This window comes from Micromonospora thermarum (genome assembly GCF_012034245.1).
Classification (GTDB): Bacteria; Actinomycetota; Actinomycetes; order Mycobacteriales; family Micromonosporaceae; genus Micromonospora; species Micromonospora thermarum.
Genome location: NZ_JAATEO010000005.1, coordinates 224,762 through 236,226, shown reverse-complemented (window position 1 = coordinate 236,226; position 11,465 = coordinate 224,762). Strand labels below are relative to the sequence as shown.

At 72.5% G+C, this 11,465-nt stretch carries 12 protein-coding genes; 8 read left to right on the top strand and 4 right to left on the bottom strand.

What is annotated here, in order from left to right:
- Window positions 1–11: 11 nt before the first annotated feature.
- Window positions 12–707, top strand: a complete 696-nt coding sequence (locus HCJ94_RS07240) for a TMEM175 family protein (protein WP_168000186.1) — start codon at window positions 12–14, stop codon at window positions 705–707.
- Here the strand turns inward: HCJ94_RS07240 and HCJ94_RS07235 are convergent.
- Window positions 696–2,294 carry a phytoene desaturase family protein gene (locus tag HCJ94_RS07235; RefSeq protein WP_168000185.1) on the bottom strand — a complete coding sequence of 533 codons (1,599 nt, stop codon included), beginning with the start codon at window positions 2,292–2,294 and terminating at the stop codon, window positions 696–698. The genes HCJ94_RS07240 and HCJ94_RS07235 overlap by 12 nt on opposite strands.
- A gap of 254 nt (window positions 2,295–2,548) precedes the next feature.
- Here HCJ94_RS07235 and HCJ94_RS07230 point away from each other — a divergent pair, with 254 nt between their 5' ends.
- Window positions 2,549–3,712, top strand: coding sequence for an alkaline phosphatase PhoX (locus tag HCJ94_RS07230; protein WP_168000184.1), 1,164 nt, complete (start codon window positions 2,549–2,551; stop codon window positions 3,710–3,712).
- Between the two features lie 72 nt (window positions 3,713–3,784).
- Here the strand turns inward: HCJ94_RS07230 and HCJ94_RS07225 are convergent, their stop codons facing one another.
- Window positions 3,785–4,636: a YhjD/YihY/BrkB family envelope integrity protein gene (locus HCJ94_RS07225; protein WP_168000183.1), complete on the bottom strand. Its 852-nt coding sequence runs from the start codon at window positions 4,634–4,636 to the stop codon at window positions 3,785–3,787.
- 50 nt (window positions 4,637–4,686) lie between these two features.
- Here HCJ94_RS07225 and HCJ94_RS07220 point away from each other — a divergent pair, with 50 nt between their 5' ends.
- Window positions 4,687–5,235 (top strand): GNAT family N-acetyltransferase, encoded by a 549-nt coding sequence (locus HCJ94_RS07220; protein ID WP_168000182.1) that lies wholly within the window; start codon window positions 4,687–4,689, stop codon window positions 5,233–5,235.
- A 267-nt stretch (window positions 5,236–5,502) separates the two neighbouring features.
- Window positions 5,503–5,952, top strand: a complete 450-nt coding sequence (locus HCJ94_RS07215) for a hypothetical protein (protein WP_168000181.1) — start codon at window positions 5,503–5,505, stop codon at window positions 5,950–5,952.
- On the opposite strand, the gene HCJ94_RS07210 is transcribed toward HCJ94_RS07215, so the two are convergent.
- Window positions 5,916–6,590 carry a tyrosine-protein phosphatase gene (locus HCJ94_RS07210; RefSeq protein ID WP_168000180.1) on the bottom strand — a complete coding sequence of 225 codons (675 nt, stop codon included), beginning with the start codon at window positions 6,588–6,590 and terminating at the stop codon, window positions 5,916–5,918. The genes HCJ94_RS07215 and HCJ94_RS07210 overlap by 37 nt on opposite strands.
- Before the next feature lie 200 nt (window positions 6,591–6,790).
- On the opposite strand from HCJ94_RS07210, the gene HCJ94_RS07205 reads away from it, so the two are divergent.
- From HCJ94_RS07205 to ispG, 4 genes are read left to right on the top strand one after another with little or no spacing between them, the layout of a single operon-like run.
- The gene (locus HCJ94_RS07205) at window positions 6,791–7,024 is read left to right on the top strand and encodes a hypothetical protein (protein ID WP_168000179.1); all 234 of its coding nucleotides are present in this window, start codon (window positions 6,791–6,793) and stop codon (window positions 7,022–7,024) included.
- 43 nt (window positions 7,025–7,067) lie between these two features.
- Window positions 7,068–8,279 carry a 1-deoxy-D-xylulose-5-phosphate reductoisomerase gene (gene dxr, locus HCJ94_RS07200; RefSeq protein ID WP_168000178.1) on the top strand — a complete coding sequence of 404 codons (1,212 nt, stop codon included), beginning with the start codon at window positions 7,068–7,070 and terminating at the stop codon, window positions 8,277–8,279.
- Window positions 8,279–9,529, top strand: a complete 1,251-nt coding sequence (locus tag HCJ94_RS07195) for a M50 family metallopeptidase (protein ID WP_168000177.1) — start codon at window positions 8,279–8,281, stop codon at window positions 9,527–9,529. The genes dxr and HCJ94_RS07195 overlap by 1 nt, the downstream gene beginning before the upstream one ends.
- 9 nt (window positions 9,530–9,538) lie before the next feature.
- Complete coding sequence (gene ispG, locus HCJ94_RS07190; protein WP_168000176.1) at window positions 9,539–10,711, top strand: flavodoxin-dependent (E)-4-hydroxy-3-methylbut-2-enyl-diphosphate synthase; 1,173 nt, start codon at window positions 9,539–9,541, stop codon at window positions 10,709–10,711.
- 153 nt (window positions 10,712–10,864) lie between these two features.
- Here ispG and HCJ94_RS07185 read toward each other — a convergent pair whose 3' ends face one another.
- Entirely contained in the window at window positions 10,865–11,434 is a 570-nt protein-coding gene (locus HCJ94_RS07185; RefSeq protein ID WP_168000175.1) for a PadR family transcriptional regulator, read from the bottom strand.
- Window positions 11,435–11,465: the final 31 nt, after the last annotated feature.

Here is an 11,465-nt window from a genome sequence, read left to right as displayed (position 1 = left end):
ACCATGCACGTGTGGTGCCTTCGAAGCGGTCCGGGCCCGGAGGGAACCCGCGGCCTGGTGAGACGGCGCGGGACCGCTCCCGGGTGGAGTCGTTCAGCGACGGCGTCTTCGCGGTCGTCCTGACGGTGATGGCCGTGGAGCTGCTCCAGAACGGCCCGGCCCGGGCGGGTGGGAGGGAGCTTCCCGAGGCGCTCGTCCAGGCCTGGCCGTCCTACCTGGCGTACGTGATCACCTTCGTGATCTCCGGCCAGATCTGGCTGGCCCATCACAACCTGTGGCGATACGTGGTCCGGGTCGACCACACGCTCATGGTGTTCAACCTGCTCCTGCTGCTCTTCGTGGCCGCGATCCCGTTCACCGCCGACCTGCTGTCGGACAACCTGCGCAGCGACGCGACCGAGCAACGGCTGACCGCCGCCCTCTACGTCGGCACCCTGCTCGGTGAGGGGATCTTCTTCAACCTGAGCTGGTGGTGGGCCCGCCGTCGGCGGCTGCTCCACGCCGACCTGGATCCCCGGCTGGCCCGGACGCTCGCATGGCGGATGCGGCTGCGCCCACTGCTCTTCGTGGTCGCCTTCGCGGTCGTCTTCGTCGACCCGATCCTCAGCCTTTTCCTCTACCTCGTGATCGTCGGCTTCTTCCTCGTCAAGGGCCCGGGTGAGGACCCTCGGGCCGCCGCCCAGCCGGAGAAGGGGTCAGCGGCCTAGGTCGGCGAGGATCCGCCGGGCGGCGTTGTGGCCGGCGGCGCCGATGACGCTGCCGGCCGGGTGGCAGCCGGCGCTGCCCGCGTACACGCCGTCGACCCCGGTCGCGTACGGCATCCGGTCGGTGAACGAGGCGGTGTTGTCGACGTGGTGGATGTGCCCGCCGGTGATGCCGAAGTGCGCCTCGATACCGGGCGGGGGCAGGGGCACCGCGTCGGCGATCAGGTCACCGGCGCCCGGGGCGTACCGTTCGCAGATCGCGACGAGCTTCTCCACGTACCCGGGCAGCGCCTCGTCCCAGGTGGTGCCGGCCAGCTCGTACGGCACCGACTGCACGAACAGCGCCGACGAGTGGTGCCCGGCCGCGTTTGACAGCGACGGGTCCACGGTGGTGTGCAGGTACCACTCGATCGTCGGCTCCTCCGGGAGGCGCCCGGCCTGGACGTCGGCCCACATCGCCCGCAGCGCGGCCATCGGCGACTCGCCCCCTTCCCCGCACAGCGACGCCGAGCCGGGCAGCAGGTGGATCGTCGACCCGAAGGGGCTCGGCGCGTCGGCCGGCAGGCAGGAGAAGCGCGGCAGCCCGGTCAGCGCCAGGTTGAGCTTCAGCGTGGTGCCGGGGCGGCGGACCGCCGCCATCCGCTCGGTGAGGGGCGCCGGGAGCGCGCCGTCGGGCAGCAGGTCCATCAGCCGGTACGGGTCACAGGCCCCCAGCACCACCGACGCGGCCACCTCCCGTCCGTCGGCGAGCACCACACCGGACGCGGCACCCCCGTCGAGGGTGATGGCGGTGACCGGCGTACCGGCGAGGATCGTCGCGCCGGCCGCGCGGGCGGCGTCGGCGAAGGTCCGCGAGACGGTGCCCATGCCGCCCTCGGCGATCATCCACGTGCCGTCCGAGCCGGGCAGCCGGCACATGTTGTGCACCAGGAAGTTGTGCCCGGTGCCGGGGTCGTCGGGGCCGGCGTTGAGGCCGGACAGGCCGTCGGTCACCGCGTACATGCTGACCAGCAGCTCGGAGCGGAACTCGAAGCGGGCCAGGTGGTCGGCGACCGACCCGCGGACCAGGTCGACGAAGACCTGCCGCAGCGCCGGCCGCACGTACCGCTCGGCGGTCTCCTCCACCGGCAGCGGTTCGGCCAGCCAGGCCGGTGCCAGGTCCTCGCGGAGCGCGGCCAGCTCGGCCTGGAGCGCGTCGTCGGCGGCCACGTCGGCGGGGGAGAAGAGTTCCGCGAGCTGCTTGCGCGTCGCGGCGGTGTCGCTGCCGAAGAGCAGGTACGGCGAGCCGAGCCCGCCCGGCGTGGGCAGGAAGTAGTGCGGGTCGCGGCGCAGCACGGGGATGCGGACGTCGAGCGTGGCGAGCAGCTCCGGTGGCATCAGCCCGAGCAGGTACGACCCCGTGGAGTGCCGTAGCCCCGGAACCTTCGGGAACGGCGCCTCGGTGCGGGTCGCCCCACCGATGACGTCGGCCGCCTCCAGCACCAGCACGTCCAGCCCCGCACGTGCCAGCAGGATCGCCGACACCAGCCCGTTGTGCCCCGCCCCGACGACCACGACGTCGACCCGCTGCGGAACCTGCTCTCCACCCATACCCGGCACCTTAACCGGCGCTCAGCCTCTCCGACACCCCGTCGATCATGAAGCTGGCGGGTGCCAAAGAGATCGACACGCCCGCCAACGTCATGATCGACCGGGGTGGGCGGGGCAGTGTCGGCGGGCGCCGGATCGTCTCCCGCGGCGCCGCCCGTCGGTCATCCCGCGTTCACCGGACAGCGACTTCCATCGATGCACTGTCGGCTCTAACGTCAACGGGACATCGACCGTGAAGCCCGGGAGGTTGTCCGATGGACCGTCGTACCGTCCTGCGCGCCACCGTCGCCGGCGGCGCCGCCTTCGCCGGCAGTCTCTGGGCCGGCGCGGCGCTGGCCGCCCCCGCCCAGCCCGGCCCCGGCCCGTACGGGGACCTGCTCGCCGCCGACGCCAACGGCATCCAGCTTCCGGCCGGCTTCACCAGCCGGGTGATCGCCCGCGCCGGCCAGGTGGTGCCCGGCACCGGCTACCTGTGGCACTTCGCGCCCGACGGAGGTGCCTGCTTCCCGGCCGGCGACGGCTGGATCTACGTGTCCAACTCGGAGATCCCGCTGGTCGGGGGCGCGTCGGCGGTGCGGTTCCGGGCGGACGGCTCGATCGCCGCGGCGTACCGGATCCTCGGCGGCACCAACGTCAACTGCGCCGGCGGCGCCACGCCGTGGGGCACCTGGCTCTCCTGTGAGGAGGTGCCACTGGGGCGGGTCTTCGAGACCTGGCCGGACGGCAGCCGGTCGGCCGAGGAGCGTACCCGGATGGGACGGTTCACCCACGAGGCCGCCGCGTGCGACCCGGACCGGCGGGTGGTCTACCTGACCGAGGACGAGGGCGACGGCTGCTTCTACCGGTTCGTCCCGGACACCTGGGGCGACCTGCGCACCGGCCGGCTCCAGGTGCTGTGCGCGCCGGCGGACGTGACCTCCGGGCCGGTGACCTGGCGGGACATCCCGGACCGGGACGGCTTCCCGATCCCCACCCGCTGGCAGGTCGGCGCGGCCCGGCACTTCGACGGTGGCGAGGGGTGCTGGTACGACCGCGGCACCTGCTGGTTCACCACGAAGGGCGACAACCGGGTGTGGGCGTACGACGCGGTCAACCAGCGCATCGACCTGGCGTACGACGACTCGCTGGTCCCCGTCGGCACGGCGCCGCTGACCGGGGTGGACAACATCACCGGCACCCCGGGCGGGGACCTGTACGTGGCCGAGGACGGCGGCAACATGGAGATCTGCGTGATCACCCCGACCGGGGTGGTCGCTCCCTTCCTGCGCATCCTGAACCAGGGCGGCTCCGAGATCACCGGTCCGGCGTTCTTCCCGGACGGCACCCGCCTCTACTTCTCCTCCCAGCGCGGCACCAGCGGCGAGCGAACGGGCAGCGGCGGGTTGACGTACGAGGTCCGCGGCCCCTTCCGCCGCTGACGCTCGCTGATCCCTCGTCGATCATGATGTTGGCGGGTGGGGGGAGCGCTCCCCGACCCGCCAACTCCATGATCAACCTGGGGTGGTGGCGGTGGCGGTGGCGCGGCGGGTGCGCCAGCGGGAGAGGGCCAGGGTGGCGGAGTAGCCGGCCAGCACGATCACGTGGAACAGGTAGAGCCACAGCAGGACGGCCACGCCGGCGCCGACCGCGTCGAAGCCGCCGAACGGCACGCCCAGGTCGATCGGCAGCGACGCGAACAGCACGAAGCCGTGCAGGAAGCCGGACAGGTTCGCCGCCGTGAACGACCCGACCGCGAGGGTGGAGAGCCAGTCCGGCGACGCCGGCCCGACCACCCGGAACACCCACATCAGCACCGGGGTCAGCACCAGCCAGGTCGCCAGGAACGACAGCACCACCCCCAGCGCGCCCACCCAGCCGCCCTCGCGGACCAGCCCGGTGGTGGTCGGCAGCGCGAGCAGGATCGACAGCAGCAGAGCGGGGGCGGGCGCCAGCAGCGGGAGCAGCAGCAGCCGCCCCCGCCAGCCGACCAGCGACTCGTCGACGTGCGAATCGGCCACCGAGACGAACGCGCGGCGCAGGCCCTCGCCGTACAGCGACGCCGGCAGCAACGAGGCCAGTGCCAGCCACGGGGTCAACCCCACCCCGGCCTCGACCAGCGCGGCCACCGCCCGGGGGGCGCCGATCTCGTCCGGCAGGGTCCGCACCGCGTACGACGTGAGCCGACGGACCCGGCCGGCTCCGGCCACCAGCGCCGTGAGCCAGATGGCCAGCAGCGCCACCGGCACCACGGCGATCGCCCCGTAGAAGGTGATCGCGGCGGCGTGCAGCGACAGGTCCCGCCCACGTACCGGCCGGAAGGCGGCAGCGCCGATCCGCTTCGTCCGCTGCCATCCGCCGCCCATCGCGTACCTGTTCCCCGTCGTATCCGCTGTCAGTCCTAGACTCGGCCGCCATGACCGTTGTCACCACGGACCGCCTCGTGATCCGGGAGTGGACCGACTCGCCGTCCGACCTGGCCCGGATCTTCGACATCTACTCCCGGGACGAGGTGATGCGCTGGCTCGGCGGCGGGGCGGGGACCCTGACCGACCCGGAGCAGGCCGCCGAGCGGGTACAGGCCTGGCGGGAGCGGTCGGCGCCGTCCGGGGGCCGGTACGGCATCTGGGCGATCGAGGTGCGCGACAGCGGCCAGGCGGCGGGCAGCGTGCTGCTCAAGCCGCTGCCGGGCGCCGACGGCACCACGCCCACCGACGACATCGAGGTCGGCTGGCACCTGCACCCGGACTCGTGGGGGCACGGGTACGCGACCGAGGCCGCCCGGACGATGGTCGCCCGCGAGTTCGCTACCGGCACCCGCGAGATCTACGCGGTGGTGACGCCCGGCAACGACCGGTCGATGGCGGTGTGCCGCCGCCTCGGCATGACCCACGTCGGCCGGCGCACCGACTGGTATGGCGGCACGGAGGTGGAGACCTTCGTCCTGGAACATCCGCCGGCCTGAAAAGCACAGACCGGTCGCGTCGTCGCCGGTCGCACGGCCGACCGGGCCAGTCGAACATCCGACACCCTCGGCTCCGGCGGCCGGCGACCACCGCCCGCCCGGTGCCGCCTGACCTGCGGTTACGGCCGAAGCGCGTGACCGGTGCGTGCTCCGGCCCCGACGCGCTGCCGGTTTCGCACCGCGGCCGCCGCCTCGCACTGTGCCAAGGTTGAGCCCCCGAGAGATCTCCACTTCCTCACCGACCTCGCCCCCTGTCCTGGAGGAAACGTGACGAACGATGAGAGCGGATCGGCGCACGGACGCCGGGGATCATTTGTCCGCTGGATCTTCGTGGCCGCAGCGGTCGCCGGCATCCTCGGCGCGGTGTTCGAGGGGTTCGGCGTGATCGACGCGGTACGGTCCCGTACCCCGCCGGCGGACGAGGTGAGCGCCGGGACCAGTTCGGCTCCGGCACGGGCCAACGGCGACGAGCAGTTCGTGCAGGCCGGGCAGTGCGTACGCGACATCGGCACCGCGGGGAGCACGGTGCTGGTGATCGCCGCCTGCGGCCCCGACACGCGGCGGGTGGTGGCCCGCGTCGAGGGCGCCGTCGACGGGGAGAAGCAGGTCAGAGCGGTGTGCGAGCAGGCGGCACCCGGTTTCGCCGACTATCACTATTCCAACTGGGAGAAGAACTCCGACTACGTCGACGTGGTGTTCTGCCTCGGGCCCGCCTGACCGGGTGGTCCGGCTCGGGGCAGGAGACGGCTGCGGACGGCGGCCAGCAGGGCCGGGTCGAGGCCGGCGGCGGTCAGGTAGCCGGCACTGCCGCCGTAGTGGGCGTCGAGGTGGGTCAGGGTGTTGCGCATCGGCAGGGGACCGCAGCCCTCGGTGCGGGCGAAGTCGGCGGCGATCTCCGCCGGGCCGACGCCGGCCAGGCCGAGCAGCAGCGCGACCAGGACACCGGTGCGATCCCGGCCGGCATGGCAGTGCACGAGGACCGCCCCGGGCGGCGCGTCGGCCACCAAGCGGACGGCGACCGCCATCCGCTCGGCGTTGTGGTCGAGCATGGGGCCGTAGCTGTCCTCCGGCGGGTTGTAGCCGAGCGGGTCGGCGAGCAGCGGCGCGTTCCGGTACACCGGGTCGCTGGCGAACGGGCTCGGATCGCGCTCGCACTCCCGCGCCCAGCGCAGGTCGACGATCCGGCTGACCCCGGCGGCGCGGGCGGCCGGCACGTCGGCGGGTGTGAGCCGATCCGACCGCAGCAGCGCGCCGTGCCGGATGCGACGCCCGTCGGTGGTGGGTGTGCCGCCCAGGTCGCGGACGTTCCGACATCCCGGCCAGGTCAGCACCCCGGCTGCATCGTCGACGATCATCTCGTCATCCCACTGCCCGTGCCGACCGCGTGGCAAGGGCGAACACGGCCAGGCGCGCCTGTCCGCATTCACAAGATCCACTCGACTTCATGGATGTCGGGGTGTCCGTTCGACCGTGACACCGCAACTTCAAGGATCACGAGTTGATCTGACGGCGAGGCGGCGCCGGAGCCCACCGAGCCGTCGTTCGACGTGCTGCGGTGGCACGACGAGCCGTGGACGGCCCCGGCGTGCCGTTCTTCCTCCGGGTCGATCTCCGTAACCGGGTGCCGACCATCGCGCTCTTCGAGCTGGCCGTGGGGGAGTACCGGCCGCTGAGCGCCGCCGCCGCGGGCAGCGCGTTCGTGATGACCCGACCGTTCGCGTTCTCCGTCGACCCGGCCGACCTGCTGGACGAGGATGCGCCGGAGGAGCCGGCGGACATCGACGGCTGAGGCTCCCGGTGGGCGTCGGGCGTCCCTGGGGAAGAATGGCGCCGTGACTTCTCCCCGGGACCTCGTCCTGCTCGGCTCCACCGGCTCGATCGGGACGCAGGCCATCGACATCGTGCGGCGCAACCCGGACCGGTTCCGGGTGGTCGCCCTCGGCGCCGGCGGTGGCAACGTCGAGCTGCTCGCCGCCCAGGCCCTCGAACTCGGCGTCGAGGCGGTCGGCGTGGCCAAGGCGTCCGCCGCGCAGGACCTCCAGCTCGCCTTCTACGCCGAGGCGAGCCGGCGCGGCTGGGCCAGTGGGGACTTCAAGCTGCCGAAGATCGTCGCCGGGCCGGACGCGATGACGGAACTGGCGCAGTGGCCCTGCGACGTCGTCCTCAACGGGGTGGTCGGCTCGCTCGGGCTCGCGCCGACCCTCGCCGCGCTGCGCGCCGGCCGTACGCTCGCCCTGGCCAACAAGGAGTCCCTCGTCGCCGGCGGCCCCCTGGTGCGGGCCGCGGTGACGCGGCCGGGGCAGATCGTCCCGGTGGACTCCGAGCACTCGGCGCTCGCCCAGTGCCTGCGCGGCGGCACCCGCGGCGAGGTGCGGCGGCTGGTCGTCACTGCCAGCGGCGGTCCGTTCCGGGGCCGGCGACGCGACGAGTTGACGCAGGTCACACCCGAGCAGGCGCTCGCGCACCCGACCTGGAACATGGGGCCGGTCGTCACGATCAACTCCGCCACCATGGTCAACAAGGCGCTGGAGGTCATCGAGGCGCACGAGCTGTTCGACGTGCCGTACGCCGACATCACCGTCATGGTCCACCCGCAGTCGGTGATCCACTCGATGGTGGAGTTCACCGACGGCTCGACGCTCGCCCAGGCCAGCCCGCCTGACATGCGGTTGCCGATCGCCCTCGGCCTCGGCTGGCCGGACCGGGTCGACGACGCCGCCGCGGCCGTCGACTGGACGAAGGCCCACACGTGGGAGTTCCAGCCGCTGGACGACGAGGCGTTCCCGGCGGTGGCGCTCGCCAAGGCCGCTGGCGAGGCGGGCCGCTGCCGGCCGGCGATCTACAACGCGGCCAACGAGGAGTGCGTGGCGGCGTTCGTCGCCGGGCGGCTGCCGTTCCTCGGCATCGTCGACACCCTGGAACGGGTGCTGCGGGACGCTCCCGACTTCGCCGAACCAGGTACCGTCGAGGACGTGCTGACGGCCGAGTCGTGGGCCCGTGGGCACGCGCAGGCGATCATCGACGGATCAGTGGAAGGAACTTGATGGCATACCTGCTCGGGGTGACGCTCTTCGCCCTCGCCATCCTGATCTCGGTGAGCCTGCACGAGGCGGGGCACATGCTCACCGCCAAGGCCTTCGGCATGAAGGTGACCCGCTACTTCGTCGGCTTCGGCCCGACCCTCTGGTCGTTCAAGCGGGGCGAGACGGAGTACGGGATCAAGGGCATCCCGCTCGGCGGCTTCTGCAAGATCGTCGGGATGACGCCGCAGGACGACGACGTGGACCCGGCCGACGAGCCGCGGGCCATGTGGCGGTACCCGGTCTGGAAGCGGACGATCGTGATGTCCGCGGGGTCGATCACCCACTTCGCCCTCGCGCTGGTCACCCTCTGGATCATCGCGGTCACCGCCGGCCTGCCCAACCCGAACTTCCCGACCACCGAGGCGCAGGTCCGGCAGGAGCCGGCCGTCATCCAGCTCACCGACTGCGTCGTACCGGAGAACGCCGCCCGCGCCTGCACCGCCGCCGACCCGGCCAGCCCGGCCGCCCAGGCCCAGCTGCGCGACGGCGACCGGATCACCGCGGTCAACGGCACGCCGGTCGCCACCTACGGCGACCTGCTCACCACACTGCGCGGGCTCAAGCCGGGGGAGACGGCGCAGATCGCGTACGTCCGTGACGGCCAGTCGGCCACCGCGACGGCGACGCTCGCGCAGACCCAGCGCCCGCCGCTGGACGACCCGAAGGGCACCGTCGGGCCGGTCGCCGCGCTCGGCGTCGGCCTCGTTCCCAGCACGCCCACCCGCATCGAGTACGGCCCGGTCGCCGCGTTCGGCGCGACCGCCGACTTCACCGGGGACATGGCGGTGAACACGTTCGAGGCGTTGCAGCGGATCCCGCAGAAGATCCCCGCGCTGTGGACCGCCATCACCGGCGGGGAGCGTGACGTCGACACCCCGATCAGCGTGGTCGGCGCCAGCCGGCTCGGCGGCGAGGCGGTGGAGAACAACGCCTGGCTGCTGTTCTTCATGCTGTTCGTCTCGCTGAACTTCTTCATCGGCGTGTTCAACCTGCTGCCGCTGCTCCCGCTGGACGGCGGTCACATCGCCATCGCCTGGTTCGAGCGGGCCCGCTCCTGGGTGTACGCGCGGCTGCGCCGCCCCGACCCGGGCCGGGTCGACTACCTCAAGCTCATGCCCTTCACGTACGCGGTGATCCTCATCGGTGGCGCGTTCACGCTGCTGACCATCACCGCGGACGTCGTCAACCCGATCACGATCTTCTCAAGGTGAGTGCCTGAAGTGACCGCTGTCAGCCTCGGTATCCCCGCCGTACCGCCCCCGCCGCTCGCGCCGCGCCGGGCGAGCCGCCAGATCATGGTCGGCTCGGTGCCGGTCGGCGGCGGTGCGCCGGTGTCCGTGCAGTCGATGACCACCACCCTCACCGCCGACATCAACGCGACGCTCCAGCAGATCGCCGAACTGACCGCGTCCGGCTGCCAGATCGTGCGGGTCGCCGTGCCGAGCCAGGACGACGTGGAGGCGCTGCCGGCGATCGCGCGCAAGTCGCAGATCCCGGTCATCGCCGACATCCACTTCCAGCCGAAGTACGTCTTCGCCGCGATCGACGCGGGCTGCGCGGCCGTCCGGGTGAACCCGGGCAACATCCGGCAGTTCGACGACAAGGTCAAGGAGATCGCCAAGGCCGCCGGCGACGCCGGCGTCCCGATCCGGATCGGCGTCAACGCCGGCTCGCTGGACAAGCGGCTGCTGGCCAAGTACGGCAAGGCCACCGCGGAGGCGCTGGTCGAGTCGGCGCTGTGGGAGTGCTCGCTGTTCGAGGAGCACGGCTTCCGGGACATCAAGATCTCCGTGAAGCACAACGACCCGGTGGTGATGATCCGGGCGTACCGGCAGCTGGCCGAGAAGTGCGACTACCCGCTGCACCTCGGTGTCACCGAGGCCGGGCCGGCGTTTCAGGGCACCATCAAGTCCGCGGTGGCCTTCGGGGCGCTGCTGGCCGAGGGCATCGGTGACACCATCCGGGTGTCGCTGTCCGCCCCGCCGGTCGAGGAGATCAAGGTCGGTGCCGCGATCCTGGAGTCGCTCGGGCTGCGCGAGCGCGGCCTGGAGATCGTCTCGTGCCCGTCCTGCGGGCGCGCCCAGGTCGACGTCTACAAGCTCGCCGAGGAGGTCACCGCCGGCCTGGAGGGGCTGCCGGTGCCGCTCCGGGTGGCCGTCATGGGCTGTGTGGTGAACGGCCCCGGTGAGGCCCGCGAGGCCGACCTGGGGGTCGCCTCCGGCAACGGCAAGGGTCAGATCTTCGTCAAGGGCCAGGTCATCAAGACCGTCCCCGAGGGGCAGATCGTGGAGACGCTCATCGAGGAGGCGCTCCGGCTGGCCGAGGAGATGGGCGCCGAGCTGCCCGAGGAGCTGCGCGGCCTGACCGGCGGCGCGACGGTCACGGTTCACTGACCGTCCCCACCGGCAGCCCGCCGTGCGGGCGTCCCGGTGGACGCACCTCTACGGAAAGAGTGGCCATTCCACGTGTCACGTGGAATGGCCACTCTTTCCCTGTTCGAGGGCTGCGGCGCGCGCCGCGAGGCGCGGGCCCGCGCCCGGTGCTGGTCACTCCGTCTCGGCGAGGATCGCGTAGAGCTTGCGGCGGGTCTCGTCGAGCACCTGGGCGGCCCGCTCCCGCTGGTCGTCGGTGCCGGTCATCATCACCTGCCGCAGGGCGTGCATGGCCTGCGTGCCGGCTTCCCGGACGTCGTGCCAGTTCGTCACCGTGGCCTCGGCGACCTCGGCCCAGGGCGGCGTCTGCGCGGCCTCGGTGGCCTCGGGACGGCCCTGCTCGGTGAGCGTGAACCGCTTCCGCCCGCCGCCCTCCTCGGTGGCGGCGATGACGCCCTCGTCCTCCAGGAGCTGGAGGGTCGGGTAGATCGATCCGGGGCTGGGCCGCCAGGCCCCGCCGGTGCGCGAGTCGATCTCCTGGATCATCTCGTAGCCGTGCATCGGCCGCTCGGTGAGCAGGGCCAGCACGGCGGCACGGACGTTGGGGCGCCGGCCGCGGCCCCGGCCACCGCGACCCCGCCCGCCGTGGCCGTGCGGGAAGGGCGGCCCGGGCGGGAACGGCGGGAAGCCGAACCCTCGCATCCGCGCCTCGTGCAGTGCGTGCATCCGTCGGTGGAATCCCATCGGACACTCCTTCTCGTCAGACTGTCGTTGA